The organism is Allobosea sp. NPDC055332 (genome assembly GCF_053645455.1).
In genome coordinates, this window is record NZ_JBSHMO010000004.1 from 310,580 (window position 1) to 327,978 (window position 17,399).

The 17,399-nt window shown below is 67.6% G+C and carries 17 protein-coding genes; 9 read left to right on the forward strand and 8 right to left on the reverse strand.

The window, feature by feature from the left end; all coding sequences use genetic code 11:
• Window positions 1-152 precede the first annotated feature (152 nt).
• The 4 genes from ACWIGM_RS23065 to ACWIGM_RS23080 are packed head-to-tail and all read left to right on the forward strand — an operon-like array spanning window position 153 to window position 3,663.
• A complete protein-coding gene (locus ACWIGM_RS23065; RefSeq protein WP_454028304.1) occupies window positions 153-1,199 on the forward strand; it encodes a Gfo/Idh/MocA family protein in 1,047 nt (348 codons plus the stop codon).
• A gap of 4 nt (window positions 1,200-1,203) precedes the next feature.
• A complete protein-coding gene (locus ACWIGM_RS23070) occupies window positions 1,204-2,061 on the forward strand; it encodes an IclR family transcriptional regulator (protein WP_454028305.1) in 858 nt (285 codons plus the stop codon).
• A 42-nt stretch (window positions 2,062-2,103) separates the two neighbouring features.
• Window positions 2,104-2,934 (forward strand): sugar phosphate isomerase/epimerase family protein, encoded by an 831-nt coding sequence (locus ACWIGM_RS23075; RefSeq protein WP_454028306.1) that lies wholly within the window; start codon window positions 2,104-2,106, stop codon window positions 2,932-2,934.
• 30 nt (window positions 2,935-2,964) lie between these two features.
• Window positions 2,965-3,663 (forward strand): hypothetical protein, encoded by a 699-nt coding sequence (locus tag ACWIGM_RS23080; protein WP_454028307.1) that lies wholly within the window; start codon window positions 2,965-2,967, stop codon window positions 3,661-3,663.
• On the opposite strand, the gene ACWIGM_RS23085 is transcribed toward ACWIGM_RS23080, so the two are convergent.
• Window positions 3,603-4,574, reverse strand: a complete 972-nt coding sequence (locus ACWIGM_RS23085) for a LysR family transcriptional regulator (protein ID WP_454028308.1) — start codon at window positions 4,572-4,574, stop codon at window positions 3,603-3,605. The genes ACWIGM_RS23080 and ACWIGM_RS23085 overlap by 61 nt on opposite strands.
• 158 nt (window positions 4,575-4,732) lie before the next feature.
• Between ACWIGM_RS23085 and ACWIGM_RS23090 the strand changes: the two genes are divergently transcribed.
• The 5 genes from ACWIGM_RS23090 to ACWIGM_RS23110 all read left to right on the forward strand — a co-directional run bounded on the left by ACWIGM_RS23090 (window position 4,733) and on the right by ACWIGM_RS23110 (window position 10,030).
• On the forward strand, window positions 4,733-6,160 hold the full coding sequence (locus ACWIGM_RS23090; RefSeq protein ID WP_454028309.1) for an FAD-dependent oxidoreductase: 1,428 nt from the start codon (window positions 4,733-4,735) through the stop codon (window positions 6,158-6,160).
• Window positions 6,161-6,276: 116 nt separating this feature from the next.
• A complete protein-coding gene (locus ACWIGM_RS23095) occupies window positions 6,277-7,329 on the forward strand; it encodes an ABC transporter substrate-binding protein (RefSeq protein ID WP_454028310.1) in 1,053 nt (350 codons plus the stop codon).
• A 34-nt stretch (window positions 7,330-7,363) separates the two neighbouring features.
• Complete coding sequence (locus ACWIGM_RS23100; RefSeq protein WP_454028311.1) at window positions 7,364-8,170, forward strand: ABC transporter ATP-binding protein; 807 nt, start codon at window positions 7,364-7,366, stop codon at window positions 8,168-8,170.
• Window positions 8,167-9,249, forward strand: a complete 1,083-nt coding sequence (locus ACWIGM_RS23105; RefSeq protein ID WP_454028312.1) for an ABC transporter permease — start codon at window positions 8,167-8,169, stop codon at window positions 9,247-9,249. Before ACWIGM_RS23100 ends, ACWIGM_RS23105 begins: the two co-directional genes overlap by 4 nt.
• A 13-nt stretch (window positions 9,250-9,262) precedes the next feature.
• Complete coding sequence (locus ACWIGM_RS23110) at window positions 9,263-10,030, forward strand: SDR family NAD(P)-dependent oxidoreductase (protein WP_454028313.1); 768 nt, start codon at window positions 9,263-9,265, stop codon at window positions 10,028-10,030.
• Between the two features lie 95 nt (window positions 10,031-10,125).
• Here ACWIGM_RS23110 and ACWIGM_RS23115 read toward each other — a convergent pair whose 3' ends face one another.
• Genes ACWIGM_RS23115 through ACWIGM_RS23145 form a run of 7 tightly spaced genes read right to left on the reverse strand, consistent with a single transcriptional unit; the run spans window position 10,126 to window position 17,112 of the window.
• A complete protein-coding gene (locus ACWIGM_RS23115; RefSeq protein WP_454028314.1) occupies window positions 10,126-10,431 on the reverse strand; it encodes a hypothetical protein in 306 nt (101 codons plus the stop codon).
• Between the two features lie 56 nt (window positions 10,432-10,487).
• Entirely contained in the window at window positions 10,488-12,005 is a 1,518-nt protein-coding gene (locus tag ACWIGM_RS23120) for an aspartate ammonia-lyase (protein ID WP_454028315.1), read from the reverse strand.
• Window positions 12,006-12,050: 45 nt separating this feature from the next.
• Window positions 12,051-12,731, reverse strand: a complete 681-nt coding sequence (locus ACWIGM_RS23125; RefSeq protein ID WP_454028316.1) for an orotate phosphoribosyltransferase — start codon at window positions 12,729-12,731, stop codon at window positions 12,051-12,053.
• Window positions 12,728-14,023, reverse strand: coding sequence for a Zn-dependent hydrolase (locus tag ACWIGM_RS23130; protein WP_454028317.1), 1,296 nt, complete (start codon window positions 14,021-14,023; stop codon window positions 12,728-12,730). Before ACWIGM_RS23130 ends, ACWIGM_RS23125 begins: the two co-directional genes overlap by 4 nt.
• Entirely contained in the window at window positions 14,020-14,982 is a 963-nt protein-coding gene (locus ACWIGM_RS23135) for a dihydroorotate dehydrogenase (RefSeq protein ID WP_454028318.1), read from the reverse strand. Before ACWIGM_RS23135 ends, ACWIGM_RS23130 begins: the two co-directional genes overlap by 4 nt.
• Window positions 14,979-15,854, reverse strand: coding sequence for a dihydroorotate dehydrogenase electron transfer subunit (locus ACWIGM_RS23140; protein WP_454028319.1), 876 nt, complete (start codon window positions 15,852-15,854; stop codon window positions 14,979-14,981). The genes ACWIGM_RS23135 and ACWIGM_RS23140 overlap by 4 nt, the downstream gene beginning before the upstream one ends.
• Before the next feature lie 10 nt (window positions 15,855-15,864).
• Window positions 15,865-17,112 (reverse strand): MFS transporter, encoded by a 1,248-nt coding sequence (locus tag ACWIGM_RS23145; protein WP_454028320.1) that lies wholly within the window; start codon window positions 17,110-17,112, stop codon window positions 15,865-15,867.
• Window positions 17,113-17,399: the final 287 nt, after the last annotated feature.

A 17,399-nucleotide genomic window follows, 5' to 3' on the forward strand; every position in this document is an offset into this window, starting at 1 on the left:
TTGGCGGGCTCCGCGGTGCGGGCCGGCGGCGATCCTCTAGCATTACTGGAATAGAATTCCAGTCATATTTTTGAAAATGGAATCTTGTTCCAGTTATCTTGACCGCGAGACGACCCGGCGGGATAAGGGGAGCAACGCAGGAGGCTCAGGCTATGTCGCCACTTTCAATAGGGATCGTCGGGGCCGGGGCGATCGGCCGCCTGCATGCGGACGTGATCGCCGGAACCGATTTCGCGGGCGTCGTCGGTGTCGCCGATCCCACCGAGGCCGGCCGAGCCTTCTGCGAGGAGCGGGGACTGCGCTGGTTCAAGGATCATCATGCTCTGATCGCGGCGGGTGGCATCGAGGCGCTGATCGTCGCGACTCCCAACCAGACCCATCTGCCGATCGGGCTCGATGCGATCGCGCGGGGGATTCCCGTGTTGATCGAGAAGCCGGTGGCGGTGACCGTGGCGGAGGGCGAGGAGCTTGCGGCTGCCTCGGCGCGTGCCGGTGTGCCGGTCCTCGTCGGCCATCACCGCCGCTACAATCCGATCATCGCCACGGCGCGCGAGACGGTGCAAGGCGGCGCTCTCGGGCGGCTGACCACGGCGACTGTGCTCTATACCTTCTACAAGCACGACGCCTATTTCGACCTGGCCTGGCGGCGCGAGCCCGGCGGCGGGCCGGTGCTGATCAACCTGATCCACGAGATTGACCTGATCCGCTTCATCTGTGGCGAGATCGCTGCGGTGCAGGCCATCACTTCCGATCGCATCCGCGGCCTGCCGGTCGAGGACACCGCGGCAGTGCTGCTCGAACTGGAAAACGGCGCGCTGGTGACGGTCAGCCTGTCCGATACCGCCGTCACGCCCTGGAGCTGGGATCTATCCTCGGGCGAATTGCCGAACTATCCGGCGCAGCCGGCACCGGTGACCTCGCATTTCCTCTCGGGCACCGAAGGCTCGCTGACGCTGCCCGGGCTCGATCTCTGGCGCTATGACGGGGAGAAGAGCTGGTTCGCGCCGCTCTCGCGGCAGGCGCTGCCGGTGACGCGCGAAAGCCCTTATCTGCGCCAGCTGCGCCATCTGCATGATGTCGTGCGCAACGGTGCCAAGCCGCTGATCGACGCTGCCGATGCGACCCGCACCTTGCGGGCCACACTTGCCGTCCACGAGGCGGCACGCCAGAGACAACGCCAGGAACTCAATTTCGGGTAGGGCCATGGCGAAGAAGCTCGTCGCTGACACGGATGAGACCGAGGCCGAGCAGGCTCGCAGCGGGCTGCTCGAACGCACGCTGGGCGTGATCGAGCTCCTGGCCGCCCATGCGCACGGCCTGCCGCTCTACGAGATCGCCGAGCGGCTGGGCATTCCGCGCAGTGCGACGCATCGCGTGCTGACCAGCCTGGTCGAGCGCGGCTATGTCCGGCAGGAGCGCCATCACGGCATGTACCAGCTCACGGCCAAGATTGCCTCGCTCGCCTTCAGCTTCCTCGCCGGCAGCGGCATCACCGATCTCGCCCAGCCGGTGCTCGACCAGCTGGCGCGCGAGACGGCCGAACTGGTCCGCCTCGCCCTGATCGACGGGCGCGAGCTGATCTGGGTGGCGAAATCGCAGGGATCGCCTTTCGGGCTACGCTACGACCCCGATATGGGCCAGTCGGGCCGGCTTTCCTGCTCGGCCAGCGGCCATGCCTGGCTCTCCTGCCTGCCGGAGGAGGAGGCCCTCGCGCTCGTCGAGCGCCAGGGCTATGGCTCGCGCGAAGAGTTTGGCCCGAAGGCGCCGCAGACGCCGGCAGGTTTGCTCAAATATCTGCGCCAGGCGCGCAAGCGCGGCTTCAGCATGGTGAGCCAGACCTATTCGCCCTGGATGAGCGCAACGGCCGCGCCGATCCGCAGCGCCCAGACCAACGAGGTCATCGGCGCCCTGGTGATCGCCGGGCCCCATATCCGCCTGACCGAGGAGAAGATGCTGTCGTTCTCGCCGATGCTGCTCAGCGCCGCGCGGGAGTTGTCGCTGGCGCTGGGCGCGAGTCCAACGCTGGTCTCGCATCAGCCGCGCGGCCCCTTCTTCGGCTGAGGCCAGACTTCACAGGCAAGCTTCGCGGGGACGAGTGAGAGAATGCAGCTGGCGGCCCATACCTTCGGCTTCGTCTGGCAGGAAGAGGCGGAGGCGACGGTCGCGACGCTCGCCCGTGCCGGCTTTCGCCACATCCAGCTCCTGGCGACGCCGCCGCATTTCGATCCGTGGCGGGCAGACGAAGCCAGGACCGCAAGGCTGCGCCGGCTGGTCGCCGACCATGATCTCGAAGTGTTGGCTGCAGACCTCGCCAGCAGCGACATCAATCTCGCCAGCGCGGCTCCCGAGGTCGTCGGCTTCTCGGTCGAGGCCTATCGCCGGCTGGCGCTGCGCTGCGCCGAGCTGGGCGCCCGCCATGTCTGCGTCGGTTCCGGGCGGCGGCATGCGCTGCTCGCCAAGGCCAATGACCGGCTGATGCAGAGCTTCCGGCCGGCTTTCCGCCAGGTCGTGGAGGCAGCGCGCCGAGCTGAGGTGGGCGTGATCCTGGAGAATCATCCGCAAGGCTTGCTCGACAGCGCGCAGACGATACGGCGCTTCCTCGACGAGGAAGGTTATGACGACGTTCCGGTGATCTACGATGTCGCCAACGCGTTCGCGATCGGCGAGAACCCGGCCGAGGGTCTGTGCCTGCTCGCCGGGCGCATCGGCATCGTCCATCTTTCCGACAGCCCGGTGGGCCAATGGCGGCACGATCCGATCGGTAGCGGCGCCATCGATTTTGCTGCGATCAGGTGCGAGCTGGAGCGTCAGGGCTATGCCGGACCGGTCGCGCTGGAGATCCTGTCGGAGGCGCCCCTCGCCGGGCTGCTCGACGGCGTGGCAAGGCTGGCGGCGCAGGGCTGGAGCTTTGACGGGCCGCTGCCGAAACTCTGATCCGGCTGGTCGAAAGGACGAACCGAGACGATGCTCAAAGGCGCTGGACTGCTCTCGCTTTGGAACGGTGTCGATCCCGGGCGGCGTGGCGAATACGATCTCTGGCATACGCGCGAGCACGTGCCGGAGCGGCTCGCCATTTCCGGCATGCTGCGGGCTCGCCGCTATCATCGCGGCGAGGGGCCGTTGCCGGAATTCCTGACGCTCTACGAGCTCGACAATAACGGCGTGCTCGACAGCGCACCTTATCGGGCGCTGTTGCAGAACCCGACAGCGTGGTCGCGCAGCATGCGCCCGTCCTTTCGCGGCTTCTTCCGTGTCGGCCACCTCGTCCGGCTGAGCCGCGGCGGCGGCGTGGGCAGCGCCCTGATGGCGAGCGTCTTCGCTGATGCCGCGGCGCCGCAAGGCGGCTGGGAGGCCGTGGCGGCGCTCGTGCTGCAGAAGACCGCCGCGACGGCGGTCCATGTGCTGGCGAAGGATCCTGCCGTTGCACCGGTGCCGTTCTCGGTGCCGTCGGGCGAAGGAGCGTCTTACGACGATGGCGCGGCGCTGATGGTCGAGTGCCATGACCGGGATCGCCTCGCCGACATCGCCGGCGTGCTCGATGCGGCGCTCGACGCTCGCGGGCTGGCGCAAGGCCGGGAGGCCTGGACCCGCTACGAGCTTGCCTATGTGCTCGATCGGGGCGAGCTCGATTCCGTCGTATCCTTGTCCGGAATGCCGGCCTGAGCCTTGGCTGCCCTTGCCGCCGCGGTCTTGGGATGGCGCGCGATCGCGTGCAGCAGCATGCGTTGAAGCTGCAAGGCCGGGCGAGGCAATTGCACGCCGTCCCTGGCGATGATGCCGACGGTACGCCGGATCAGCGGCGCGGTGATCGGGATGACGCGCAGTTCCGTGCTCGGCGGGATGGCGAGGCGCGGCAGCACGGTGATGGCGATGCCGCTGGCGACAAAGCAGGTGGCCATGTTGACGCGCTGGACCTCATAGGCCCAGTCGAGCCGTTCGCCGAAAGTGCCGAGGCTTTCGCTCAGCATGAAGCCGTGGCTCGTCGTCGTCGCGACGCGGGCCAGCGGATGGCCGACGAGATCGGCCCAGGTGAGTTCCGCACGGTGCGCCAGCTCGTGGCAGGCCGGGACGGCGGCGACGAAATCCTCCTCGAACAGGGCGCGGGATTTCTGGGTCCAGAGCTGCGCGCCGAGGATGGTGAGCGCGAACTGCGCCTCGCCCGAGGCGACACGCTCGCGCAGGGCCGCCGCCGGCTCGTCGAAGATCGTGACCGAAACGCCCGGATGGCGCTGGCGGAACTCGCGCAGCACCTCCGGCAGGAAATGCTCGCCGAGCGAGCCGAGGCAACCGACTGAGACCCGCTCCTGCGCCTGCCGGCCCTCGCGTCTCAGGTTCTCGTAGAGCGTCGAGAGTCGGATCAGCGCATCGCGTGCCTCGGGAAAGAAGTCCTGCCCGGCGCGGGTCAGAGCGAGGCTGCGGGTGGTACGCTGGAACAGGGTGACGCCGACATCCTCCTCCAGCTTGCGGATGCGATGGCTAAGGGCCGTCTGCGAGAGGCGCATTGCCTCGGCAGCGCGGCGGAAGCTGCCGAATTCCGCGATCTGGATGAACGCTTCGAGCCCGGCGACATCCATCGCGTCGTCTCCAATTGAGCAATCCTGCTCATGAATAAGGCCTTCAAATTCATTTGAACAGCGCGCAGCGGCAGTCCTATCCTTGCCTTCATGAGGCCACCGGGCACAGCGCCAAGCGCGATGGTGTCCGGCACAGGGTCTGCCCGAGGAAACGCGTCATGGGATCGATGGAAGGCGAGGGAGGGCGGCTGTTCTTCCGCTCCGAGACCTTCGACACGCAGAAATTCGATCGCCGCAGGCCGTCGGACAAGACGGTGGCGGAGCCGGCACGCGATCTTCCCGTCCATACCGAATGCGATGTCCTGGTCGTCGGCGGCGGACCGGCCGGCACGGCGGCCGCGGTCGCGGCGGCGCGGCTCGGCGCCGATGTGGTGCTGCTCGAGCGCTACAACCATCTCGGCGGGCTCTCGACCGGCGGTCTCGTCATCTGGATCGACCGGATGAGCGATTGGCAGGGTCGCCACGTCATCCGCGGTTTCGCCGAGGAGCTTCTGGCGCGCCTCTCCCGCGACAAGATCGCCGGGCCCGAGCCGGCGGAATGGGGCTCGCGCGATCCCGAACGCGTCGCCTATTGGGGCCAGCGCAACGCCGCCTTCAACGGCACGGTGACCCATGCCCCGACGCTCGACCCGGAATGGCTCAAGGCTGAGTCGCTTGCCATGGTGCTCGAGGCCGGCGTCCATCCGATCTTCCATGCCTGGGGCGCGAGCCCGATCATGGACGGGCGGCGCGTCGCCGGCTGCGCCTTCGAGAGCAAGGAGGGGCGGCGCGCCATCCTTGCCCGGGTGACGGTCGACGCGACCGGCGATGGTGACCTCTATGCCGGCGCGGGCTCGGCCTATGACACCGAGGTCGACGCCCGCGACATCCATGGCTGCATGAACACCTCCTGGCTGTTCGGCGGCGTCGACATGAAGGCCTTCCTGCGCTTTCGAGCGCAGACGCCGGATCAGTTCACGCAGTTCATGGCGCTTGGGCGCGAGGAACTGCGCTTCTTCGACAAGCCCTCAGTGTCCTGGCGCGACGACATCGCCGTGTTCATGGGGCCGCGGCTCGCCGGCTATTCGGCGCTCAAGGTCGAGGATCTCTCCGAGGTCGAGATCAGAAGCCACCAGCTGATGCTGGAACATCTTTCCTTCTATCGCACGCACGCGCCGGGATTCTCGGATGCCTTCGTCATGCTGTCGGGCTCGCAGCTCGGCGTGCGCCACGGCCGTCGCCTCGCCGGGCGCGGCAAGCTGACCCGCGAGAACTGGGACGGCGCCGTGGCACCCGACGAGATCGGCGTCTCGCCCTCGCTCGCGCCGAAGTTCGCGAATGTCTCGGTGCCCTATGGCGCGATCGTGCCGCGCGAGGTCGATGGTTTGCTGGCGCCCGGCCGGCATCTCTCCTGCGACGCCACCAGCCACTCCTTCATGCGCGAGATCCCGCAATGCTGGCTGACCGGCCAGGCCGCCGGCATTGCCGCGGCCATCGCCGCCGACCGGGCGCTGGCGCCGAGCGAGGTACCGATCGCCGACCTTCGGGCGGCGCTCAAGGTGCAGGGTGCCTATCTCAATGCGATTCCCGCGATGGCGGAAGGATGAGCATGCGCCGGCCGCGCCCGTCGCGCGGTTGACGAGACCTTGTGAGCAGGCCGAAGAAGCTTGCCGGAGATGGACAGGAAGGCGGCAGCAAGCCGCCTCCAAGGGGAGGATCAAGAATGCCGTTTCGATTTGACCGCTGGCGCAGCGCCGGTGCCGCCCTGTTTCTCAGCCTCGCCGGAGCATTGCCCGCTTTCGCGCAGGCGCCGGCGCTGAAGCCGCTCGATCCGCCGCAGGCGGTGCGCGTCGCCTATGTGCCGATCATGAAGTTCGCCACCGCCTATGTCGCGGAGTCACGCGGGCTCTTCAAGAAATACGGGCTCAACGTCCAGCTCGACAGCGTCAAGTCCGGCACCGAGGCGATCGCCTTCCTCGACAAGGGCTCGGTCGATGTCGGCGGCATCTCGATCGTCGCCTCGCTCTGGTCGGCCTGGAATCGCGGCCTCGACATCAGGGTGATCGCGCCTGGCGCGCTCGATCCGATGACCGACGGGCCGACCAAGCTGATCGTCCGCAAGGACCTGATCGACAGCGGCGCGGTGAAGAGCGTCGCCGATCTCAAGGGCAAGCGCATCGCGGCCGCCGGCGGGCCGGGCAGCGGCGGCGAATATTTCGTCAGCAAGGCGCTGGAGAGCGCCAAGCTCAGCTTGCGCGACGCGCAATTGCTCAATGTCGGCAATGCCGACATGCCGGCGGCGATGGAGGGCAAATCGGTCGATGCCGTGCTGACCTCCTCGCCCTATTCCGACCAGATCCTCAAGGCGGGCACCGGCAAGCTGCTGGTGCAGGACATCACGCCCGGGCTGATGACGGTGGCTTTCGTCGCCTCCGGCAAGTTCATCAAGGAGCGTCCGGAGGTGGCCGAGCGCTTCGTGCTGGCGATGACCGAGGCGGCCCGGCTGATGCAGGGCGCCGACTATCTCGCGCAGGCCAATATGGACGCCTATCTCAAATTCACGGCGTCGACGCCGGAGGCGATCAAGGGTGGCGGCGCCATCGTCTTCGATCCGAACATGGCGATCCCGACGGCAGGCCTGGCCGACATCGAGCGTGTCCATCGCGAGAACGGCCGCACCGAATACGAGAAGCCGCTCGACATGGCCAAGGCGGTCGACGAGCGCTTCGCCAGCAAGGCGATTGAGACCCTCGGCAAGGCCGCTCCCGCCAAGTGAGGAGCAGCCCGCAGCCAGCCCGGAGGGCCGAGCAATGACGATCGCCATGCAGCGCGTCGCCGCGCCCAAGATCGGCGCGCGCAACGTCAGCAAGCACTATCCGACGGCCGATGGGGTCATGGTCGCGCTCGAGGATTTCTCGCTCGATGTCGCCGATGGCGAGTTCGTCTGCATCGTCGGCCCGTCCGGCTGCGGCAAGTCGACCTTCCTGCGCATGGTCGCCGGACTGGAATCGATCTCGCAAGGCGCGATCGAGATCAGGCCCGGCGCGGATGCGGACAAGCCGCTGAACAGCGTCGTCTTCCAGGAATATGCGATCTTCCCCTGGAAGACGCTCGCCGACAACGTCGCCTTCGGCCTGCAGATGCGCGGTATCGGCCGCAAGCAGCGGCTTGATACGGCCCGCTTCTGGCTCGACCGCGTCGGCCTCTCGAAGTTCGCCGATTACTATCCGCACCAGATCTCGGGCGGGATGAAGCAGCGCGTCAGCATCGTCAGGGCGCTCGCCAACGATCCCGAGGTGCTGCTGATGGACGAGCCGCTCGGCGCGCTCGACGCCCAGACCCGCGTCGTCATCCAGGAGGAACTGCTGCGGATCTGGGAGGAGACGCGCAAGACCGTGCTCTACATCACCCACAGCCTCGACGAGGCGGTCCTGCTCGGCGACCGCGTCATCCTGATGAGTGCCCAGCCCGGCCGGCATCTTGCGACCTTCAAGATCGACCTGCCGCGCCCGCGCAGCATCGCGACCACGAACCTGCCGCGCTTTGCCGAATATCGTGCTGCGATCTGGGAGAAGCTCAGCGCCGAGGTGACCCGGGCGATGGAGGCAAGGCCATGACCATCACCTCCGCGAACGAGATCGAAGCCGGCCGCGAAACCGCGCCGCGCGCCGCTCCCGGCAGCAGCGACAGGCGCGCCCTCGTATTGCTCGCCGCTGGAGGGTTGGCAGCGCATGCGCTGCTCGTCCTTCTTGGCCTCTGGCGCGCCGTCGCCTGGCCGGCGATCGGCCTCAGCTTCATCCTGCTCGTGCTGATCGGCGAACGTGCCGGCCGGATCGTGCCGGTACGGGGCAGGGGCATCTATGAGCGCACGCTCGCCCTTGGCTTCCCGGCTTTGGTGCTGCTGGTCTGGCAGCTCGCCGGTGACTATGGCCTGCTCAACACCACCTGGTTCCCGCAGCCCTCGCGCATCGCCGCCGGGCTCTGGGACCTGACGGTGCGCTATGACCGCTTCTCCGGCACCAGCCTCCTCGGCCGACCCTGGCTGATCCCCGAGGTCTATGCCGCCGACGGCGTGGCCGGCGTCTGGAAGCTTCTGTCGGAGAGCCATCTGCTGGCGACGGTCGGGCGGGTCTTCGGCGGCTTCGTCCTGGGTGCTATCCCCGGCGTGCTGCTCGGCGTCGTCATGGGCATGAACCAGACGGTGCGACTGATGCTCGATACGACGCTGTCTGCGATCTATGTCCTGCCGAAGATCGCGATCTTCCCGATCGTGATGCTGATGTTCGCCGATCCGTTCGGCGAGGCGCCGAAGATCGTCGTGGTCGCGCTCGCCGTCTTCATCCTGATGGCGATCAACACGATGGCCGGCGTCCGCGGCATCGACAAGGTCTACCTGATGGCGGGACGCAATTACGGCGCGCGCGGCTGGTCGATGCTGCGCCATGTCATCCTGCCTGGTGCCATGCCGGTGATCTTCGCCGGCCTGCGCATCGCGCTCGGCACGGCGATGATCGTGATCATCTCGGTCGAGTTCGTGCGCGCCAAGCAAGGTGTCGGCTACATCACCTTCTACTACTGGGAGGTGCTCAATCCCGAGAAGATGTATGCCGGCCTCGTCGTGGTGATGGCGCTCGGCGTGCTGCTGACCTACGGGCTGCAATGGCTGCAGCGCCGGCTGATGCCGTGGCAGCGGTGAGGCGGAGGCTGCCATGAAGGTCGCTTTGGTGACGGGTGCTGCCGGCGCGGTCGGGGCCGCGACGGCGCGAATGCTGGCCGCCGACGGCTTCGATGTCGTGCTCGCCGATCGCGCGGTCGAGCGGACGGAAGCGATTCGCGCGGAGATCGAGCGCGAACATGGGAGGCGGGCGGTCGTCGAACCGGTCGACCTCCTGGAGGAGGGTGCGCCGCATCGACTGATCGGGCGAATGGGAGAGCGCTTCGGCCGGCTCGACTGCCTCGTCAACAATGCCGGGATGACAGGTGCGCCGCGGATCGGCGAGGTCGATGTCTCGGTCTGGAACGCCGTGCTGGCGCTCAACCTGACGGTGCCGATGCTGCTCTGCCAGGCGGCGCAGCCCCTGATGCGGCAGAGCGGCGGCGGCAGCATCGTCAACGTCGCCTCGCGGGTCTATCTCGCCGGCACCGGTGTCGCCTACACCTCCAGCAAGACCGGGCTAATCGGGCTGACGCGGGTGCTGGCCGTACAGCTCGGACCGGACCAGATCCGCGTCAACGCCGTGGCGCCGAGCTTTCTCAACACGCCGTTCAACGACAAGATCGTGCGCGAGAATGCCGGGCTCGCTGCCTCTTTCCGCAAGATGTCGCCTTTAGGCCGGGTCGGCACCGCCGAGGATGTCGCCGGCGCCATCGCCTTCCTGGCCTCGCCGCGGGCGAGTTTCGTCACAGGCGACGTCATCCATGTCTGCGGCGGCACCCAGCTTGCGCCGCAGCCGGGCGCGGCGGGCGAGCCCGATTAGGCGCGGGAAAGCGGCGTGCCCGAGGGATTCGAGCCCCTGCGTCTCTGCTCTTGTGCAGGGCCGAAGGCTTTCGTCCTCACATGGGCGGGCACCGTCTAGGCGAGTTCGCTGGTCCCGACCTGATTGAGCAACGCAAGGTGACCCGATGGGTTTGCTGCGCCTTGGTCGACGGCCTTCTCGAGGAGCCCGACCAACCGATCGAGCGCATGCGCGGCTACTTCGGCGGACAAGGGCTGGCGGTCATAGGCCTCGACGAAACGGCCGGCGAGATCGGCGAGCAGGCGCAGCAGCGCGGCCTGTTCCGGCTCGTCGGCACGCAGCGCCAGCGCCCGGTCCTGGAATTCGACATAGGTGCGCAGGCTGCCCTTCTGCTGCTGCAGCCAATTCAGAAGCTCGTTCATCATCTCTCCGCGAGATTGCGATCATGACCGCGATGGGTCGGCGGGGCGGGGTGCGCTCAGGCGCGCGACGGGGTCGGCGGCTTGGCGCGCGAGGGGGCGGTCATCGCCTCGATGCGCAAGAGCTCGTCGAGCTCGGCGAGCGTCAGCAGCCCTTCCTCGAGCACGATGTCGGCGACCTTGCGCTTCTCGGCGAGCGCACGCTTGGCGACACGCGAGGAGGCTTCGTAGCCGAGCGCCGGGCCGAGCGCGGTGACCAGCCCGATCGAATCCTCGACCAAAGCGCGGCAGCGTTCGCGGTCCGCCTCGATGCCGTTGACGCAGCGGGTCGTCAGCGTCGTCACCGCCGCGGTGAGATGGCGCAGCGAGGAGAGCAGGCAATAGCCGATCGTCGGCTCGAAGGCGTTGAGCTGGAGCTGCCCGCCCTCGGCGCACATGGTCACGGTCAGGTCGTGGCCGATGACAAGATAGGCGACCTGGTTGACCACTTCGGGAATGACAGGGTTGACCTTGCCCGGCATGATCGAGGACCCCGCCTGGACGGCCGGGAGACGAATCTCGCTAAAGCCGGCGCGTGGCCCACTCGATAGCAGCCGCAAATCGTTGCAGATCTTCGAGAGCTTGACGGCGACGCGCTTGAGCACGCCGGAGAACAGCACGAAGGCGCCCATATCCGAGGTCGCCTCGATCAGGTTCGTTGCCGGCACCAGCGGCTGGCGTGTCGCCCGCGCCAGTTCCTCGATAGCGAGCGCGGCATAGCGCGCATCGGCGGTGATGCCGGTGCCGATCGCGGTCGCGCCGAGATTGATCTCGCGGAACAGGGCGGCGGCTTCTCTCAAGCGCGAGACGTCCTCCTTGATCGTCGCGAAGAAGGCGTCGAACTCCTGGCCGAGCGTCATCGGCACGGCGTCCTGGAGCTGGGTGCGGCCGATCTTGAGCACGTCGGCGAACTCGACCGCCTTGGCCTTGAAGGCGAAGGCGAGCTCGTCGAGCGCCGCGATCATCGGCTCGGTCGCGAATATTACGGCAAGCCGCAGCGCCGTCGGATAGGCGTCGTTGGTCGACTGCGCCATGTTGACGTCGTCATTGGGATGGAGCGCGCCGTAGTCGCCCTTCGGCCGCCCCATCAGCTCCAGGGCGACATTGGCCACGACCTCGTTGGCGTTCATGTTGGTCGAGGTTCCGGCGCCGCCCTGGACAGCGTCGACGACGAACTGGTCGTGGAAGCGGTTTTCTTTGGCGATGAGGTCGCAGGCGCGCTCGATCACTTCGGCTTTTGCCGCCGGCAGGTTGCCGAGGCGCCGGTTGGCGCGGGCGGCGGCCTGCTTGACCAGGACGAGCGAACGCACCAGTTCGGGAAAATGGCCGACCGGCACGCCGGTGATCGGAAAGTTCTCGACCGCCCGCAGGGTATGGATGCCCCAATAGGCACCGGCGGGCACATCGGCCTCGCCGAGCAGATCATGCTCACGGCGGGTCGAGACCTCCGCGAGCGCAATGGTCTGCGTCGTGGCGAGCTGCACGCTGTCCGGGCGGGGGGCGTCCGTGGGCGGAGTGCTGGTAGCTTTGTCAGACATATCAAATCTCTTTCGACGTCCGGCCGTCACAGTTTGTCCTCTGCGTCAGGTCCGGATGGCGAGGCTAGCGCGGCCGCCATGGCGGGTCGACCATGCTACCGGGTCGGCCAGGAAGCGCTCGATCTCGGCGCGATCCTCGGGCGCGAGCCGCTGGCTGGCCTCGGCGCGCAGAACATCGGCCCAGCTCGCCAAGGCGTGGAGCGTCAAGCCGGCCTCCCGCAAACGATCTCCGGCGCCGGGAAAGGCGTCGTGGTAGAAGATCGTCAGGACATGCTCGACCTGCGCTCCTGCCGCCCGCAGGCCGCGCACGAAATTGAGCTTGCTGCCGCCGTCGGTGGTCAGATCGTCCATGAGCAACACGCGCAGGCCCTCGACCGGACCGCCCTCGACCTGGGCATTGCGGCCGATGCCGAGCGGGCGCTTGCGGACATAGCGCAGCTTCAGGGCCAGCCTGTCGGCGAGCCAGGCGGCGAAGGGGATGCCGGCGGTCTCGGCGCCGGCGATCACCTCAAAGCTACCCGGCGCGAACGCCTCGCCGGCATAGCGCGCGGCAAGATCGCTGACAGCCTGGCGCAAGTTGGGATCGCCGAGCAACAGGCGGACGTCGACATAAACCGGGCTCGCCCACCCGGCCGCCAGGATGAAGGGCTGCTGGCGGCTGACATGGATGGCGCCGGCTTTGAACAGGAGTTCAGCGACCTCGCGGCCGATCTCGTTCGCGCTCATCGCACCGCCTCCCTGATGGCGTCCCGCATCACCGCGATCCCGGCGAGGAAGTCATCGATCGCCATCGCCTCGTGCGGATTATGCGATCCGTTCTGGTTGCGCACGAAGATCATCGCGCTGGGGATGCCGGCATTGGCGAAAACCGCCGCATCATGCCCCGCCCCGCTCGGTATGTCCTCGTCGGGCAGGCCGAGATTGCGGGCGGCGGCCTTGAGCCTGGCGATCCAGCCGGCATCCATCACGGCGGGAGCGGATTCGAGCCGGCGATCGACGCGGAATTCGACACCCCTCTCCTCGCCGATCAGGGCGCATTCCGAGAGGAAGAGGTCGTAGAAGGCCTCCAGCGTCTCGCGGCTCTGGCTGCGCACCTCGAAGGAGAAGCGCACGGTGCCGGGAATGCGGGCGATCGCGTGCTCCTGCGGATCGGTACCGAGCACGCCAGCGGTCACGACGACGTCGCGGCCGCGCTCCAGCAAGGTTCGCCAGTGCCGGTCGAGATGGGTGATCAGTTCGGCGGTGGCGAAGACCGCATCGCGCCTGAGCCAGCGCGGCACCGCGCCGGAATGGCCGGCCTCGCCGAGGCATTCGACCTCGCGGTGCCGGATATTGCCTCTGATGCCGGTGACGATGCCGACAGGCAGGTCGCGAGCGACGAGCACAGGCCCCTGCTCGATATGCAGTTCGATCCAGGCAGCGACATCGGCGGGATCGAGCAGCGGCTCGGCCTTCCCGACGCGGGCCATGTCGACGCCGACGGAGGCCATACACTCCGCGAGAGTCCGCCCGCTCGCATGATCGCGCACCGACAGGTCGGCGGCCGAGAGTTTCCCGAACAGGGCGCTGGAGCCCATATAGGCCTTGCCGAAGCGGGAACTTTCCTCGCCGCGCAAGCCATAGACCTTGATCGTCCGGCGCGGGACGAAGCCCTCCTCCTTGAAGCGGGCGATGATGGCGAACCCGGCGATGACACCGGCGGCGCCGTCGAAATTGCCGCCTTGCGGCACGGAATCGAGATGCGAGCCGCAGGCGAGGAAGGGCAGCTCCGGCTCGCGGCCCTCCAGGGTAACCACGAGGTTGGCGCCGGCGTCCCGCTCCGTCGCGAAGCCGAGTTCGCGCGCTTTCGCCTCGACGATGTCGAGCGCCAGCGATTCGCGCTCGCTATAGGCCTCGCGAGTGATGCCGACGCTATCGCCCGTCGCCTTACGTAAGGCATCGAACAGCACCTCGGCGAGGGCCCGGTCGCCCTCGTCGCTACTGAAGACGTTGCGCATCTTGGCGGATTGCGCGCTCACGAGACCGGGTCCAGCCAGGCGAGGTCGGGCTCGTCGGCCTCCTCGATCACGACGCCGTGGATCAGATCGGCGACGCGCGGGATCTCGCGGCGCAGGCAGAAGGCCTCGAGCCCGTCGATGATCGTCGTCATCGCCGCCGGCTGCAGGAAGGTCGCGGTGCCGACCTGCACGGCGCTGGCGCCGGCGAGCATGTATTCGGCCGCGTCATCGGCGTTGGAGATGCCGCCGCAGCCGATCACCGGGATTTTCACCGCCTTGGCGCATTGGAAGACCTGGCGCAGCACGATCGGCTTGATCGCCGGTCCCGACAGCCCGCCCATGATGTTGCCGAGGCAGGGCTTGAAGCTCTTCAGGTCGATCGCCATCGACAGGATGGTGTTGGCGACCACGACCGCATCGGCCCCCGCAGCCTCGGCGGCGCGCGCGACCTCGGGCACATCGCCGGTGTTGGGCGTGAGCTTGAGCCAGAGCGGCAGCTTTGTCGCCTTGCGCAGTTCTCGCGTCACCTTTTCGGTCGACTCGGCCCGCATCGCGAAGGCCTTGCCGTCCTCCTCGATGTTCGGGCAGGAGATGTTGGCCTCGATCGCGGCGACGCCGGGGATCGAGAGCTCGGCCGCGAGGCTCGCGAAGCCCTCCGCCGTCGGCGCCGAGATCGAGACGACCAGCGGCGTGTCGTAGGCCGCGTAATGCGGCATGGTCTGCTCGATGAAATAGGGCACGCCCTTCGAGGGAATGCCGATGGCGTTGATCAGCCCGCCCGGCCGCTCGACCACACGCGGTAGCGGATTGCCGGCGCGCAATTCGCGCGTGATCGTCTTGGTGACGAAGGCGCCGAGCCGGTTGAAGTCCATCACCTTCTCCAGCCCTTCGGCGAAGGTGCCCGAGGCCGGCATGACCGGGTTGCGCAGGGTCAGCCCGCCGATCCTGACGGAAAGGTCGACATTGCTTGCAGCGCTCATGGCAGCGCCTCCATCAGGTCGAAGACCGGGCCGTCCCAGCAGACGCGCCGGTTGACGATCTCGCCATTGACGTTGAAGTCGCGGACGCAGCAGTAGCAAAGCCCGATTCCGCAGGCCATCTGCTGCTCCATCGCGACCTGGCCGGGCAGCCCGAACTCGCGCGCCAGGCGCTGCTGCACCCGCATCAGCCGGCTCGAGCCGCAGGTGAAGAAGGCGTCGCAGCGGCCCTCGGCGATCTGGCGGCGCAGGATGCGCTCGACATTGGCGGGCCCGCTCGTCGCTTCAGAATCGGTGACGGCGATGACGTCGGCACCATGGCGATGGAAGAGCTCGACCGAAACGAGCAGCTCCGGGCGCCTCGCGCTGAAGACCGCGGTCACCTGCGTGCCATTGGCCTTCGCGGCCCTGGCGAGCGGGGCAAGCGTCGCCAGCCCCGCGCCGCGCCCGACGGCGACGATGTGCCGCCATTCCGGATCGAGCATGAAGCCGACGCCGAGCGGCCCCATGATGTCGAGCCGGTCGCCCGGTCGCAGCGTATCGAGCCCGCGCGTGCCGGCGCCGGTCACCTTGTAGAGGAACTCGACCTGACGCTTGCCGGGATCGGCCCCGTAGAGGCTCATCGGCCGGCGCAGGAAGGGCTGCTCACCAGCCGGCTGCGGGCAGAGCAGCTGGAAGAACTGCCCCGGCTGGGCCGCCGCGGCTTCCTCGCTGCAATTGACCACGAGGTGCCGATACTCGGCGTTGACGGCCTCGTTGCGGACGACCTCGGCGAGCTCGGCGACGATGCTCGCCTTCCACGCCGCAGAAGAGCAGCTGCCGCCTAGGGCCGCGCCGGAGCGCGCGGCCAGGGATTGTTCGTGCTGGATCGACATGGCGATGCGCTCAGGCGAGCTCGGCGCCACGCCGCTCCGGAATCAGGAACCACATGGCGAGGATGTCGAGCAGGTAGAGCGCCGCCAGCATGGCGATCGCCATTTCGAAGCTGTAGGCGGCTGCGATCGTTCCGACCACGAGCGGACCAAAGCCGCCGACGCCGCGCCCGATATTGAACAGCACGTTCTGGGCTGTCGCCCGCGCTGTAGTCGGGAACAGCTCGCTGATCAGCGCGCCATATCCGCCGAGCATGCCGTTGACGAAGAAGCCCATCACCGCGCCCGCGACCAGGAGCTGGAGCGGATCGGTCAGCCGCGAATAGACGACGACCATCACTGCGGCGCCGAGCATGTAGCCGAAGAAGGCCGGGCGACGCCCGATGCGGTCGGCGATATGGCCGAAGGCGTAGATGCCGACCGCCATGCCGGCGATGGTGACCGAAGTCCAGACGGCCGACTGCGTCAGGGCGAAACCGAACCGGCTCGCCAGATAGTTCGGCAGCCAGATCATCACGCCGTAATAGCCGAAGTTCTGGACCGAGCAGAGCACGACCATGCCGAGGCTCAGCTTTGTCGTGTCCCAGTCCTTGACCAGCAGGCGCAGCGCCGATTCCTTCGGGCGGTCCTTGCTGCGGGCGACGAAGACCTCGGGCTCATGCAGCGAGTGGCGGATGAAATAGGCGGCGACCGCCGGCAGGATGCCGATGGCGAACATGCCGCGCCAGCCGATCGTCGGCAGCAGGATCGGGGTGGCGATCGCCGCGGCCAGCACGCCGACCTGCCAGCCGAGGCCGACATAGGAGGAGGCGCGCGCCCGCTTCGAGGCCGGCCAGGCTTCCGCGACCAGGGCCATGCCGATGCCGAATTCGCCGCCGAGGCCGAGACCGGCGATGGTGCGGTAGATCAGGAGGTCCCAATAGCCCTGCGCAAATGCGCACAGGCCAGTGAAGACGGCGAAAAGGACGATCGTCCAGGTCAGGACGCGGACGCGGCCGATGCGGTCCGACAGCATGCCGAAGCCGATGCCGCCCAGCACGGCGCCGACCAGCGTCGCGGTGACGAGTGAGGCGGCCTGGCCCTGGGTGAGCTGCAGGTCGGCCGAGATCGTCCGCAGCATGAAGCCGAGAATCAGCAAGTCGAAGCCGTCCATGGCATAGCCGATGGCGGCGCCCCACAGCGCTTTGCGAGCCTTGCTGTCGACCTCGGTCGGAGCGGATAGGGCGATGGAGCCGCTCATGGCGGCCTGATTGTCACTCACGGCGAATTCCCCCGTTCTGCTTTTCTTTGCGATGCCTACGAAAACGCCAAAGCACCAGCGCGCGCTTCCGCGCGCGGCTGCCGGCCGGCTGGTTGTCGTGGGAGTTTGGGCATTCGCCCGCTTTCTCAGGGCGCTTGCCGCGCCGCTTGGCGGCCAAGGCATCAGCTTGGCCGCGAGAAATTCGCCGCGGCACCGGAAAGGTCGGTGCGACCGCGTGATCATTCTATGTCACGCCAAAATCTCAATTGCAAGAACAATCTCAATTTTGCGACAAATGACGATCAAAG

Coding starts and splice junctions, on each gene's coding strand:
- ACWIGM_RS23110 (WP_454028313.1), top strand. CDS start 9,263: ATGAAGGTCGCTTTGGTGACGGGTGCTGCCGGCGCGGTCGGGGCCGCG.
- ACWIGM_RS23085 (WP_454028308.1), bottom strand. CDS start 4,574: ATGGATGTCGCCGGGCTCGAAGCGTTCATCCAGATCGCGGAATTCGGC.
- ACWIGM_RS23105 (WP_454028312.1), top strand. CDS start 8,167: ATGACCATCACCTCCGCGAACGAGATCGAAGCCGGCCGCGAAACCGCG.
- ACWIGM_RS23080 (WP_454028307.1), top strand. CDS start 2,965: ATGCTCAAAGGCGCTGGACTGCTCTCGCTTTGGAACGGTGTCGATCCC.
- ACWIGM_RS23135 (WP_454028318.1), bottom strand. CDS start 14,982: ATGAGCGCTGCAAGCAATGTCGACCTTTCCGTCAGGATCGGCGGGCTG.
- ACWIGM_RS23125 (WP_454028316.1), bottom strand. CDS start 12,731: ATGAGCGCGAACGAGATCGGCCGCGAGGTCGCTGAACTCCTGTTCAAA.
- ACWIGM_RS23115 (WP_454028314.1), bottom strand. CDS start 10,431: ATGAACGAGCTTCTGAATTGGCTGCAGCAGCAGAAGGGCAGCCTGCGC.
- ACWIGM_RS23090 (WP_454028309.1), top strand. CDS start 4,733: ATGGGATCGATGGAAGGCGAGGGAGGGCGGCTGTTCTTCCGCTCCGAG.
- ACWIGM_RS23070 (WP_454028305.1), top strand. CDS start 1,204: ATGGCGAAGAAGCTCGTCGCTGACACGGATGAGACCGAGGCCGAGCAG.
- ACWIGM_RS23075 (WP_454028306.1), top strand. CDS start 2,104: ATGCAGCTGGCGGCCCATACCTTCGGCTTCGTCTGGCAGGAAGAGGCG.
- ACWIGM_RS23065 (WP_454028304.1), top strand. CDS start 153: ATGTCGCCACTTTCAATAGGGATCGTCGGGGCCGGGGCGATCGGCCGC.
- ACWIGM_RS23120 (WP_454028315.1), bottom strand. CDS start 12,005: ATGTCTGACAAAGCTACCAGCACTCCGCCCACGGACGCCCCCCGCCCG.
- ACWIGM_RS23095 (WP_454028310.1), top strand. CDS start 6,277: ATGCCGTTTCGATTTGACCGCTGGCGCAGCGCCGGTGCCGCCCTGTTT.
- ACWIGM_RS23140 (WP_454028319.1), bottom strand. CDS start 15,854: ATGTCGATCCAGCACGAACAATCCCTGGCCGCGCGCTCCGGCGCGGCC.
- ACWIGM_RS23100 (WP_454028311.1), top strand. CDS start 7,364: ATGACGATCGCCATGCAGCGCGTCGCCGCGCCCAAGATCGGCGCGCGC.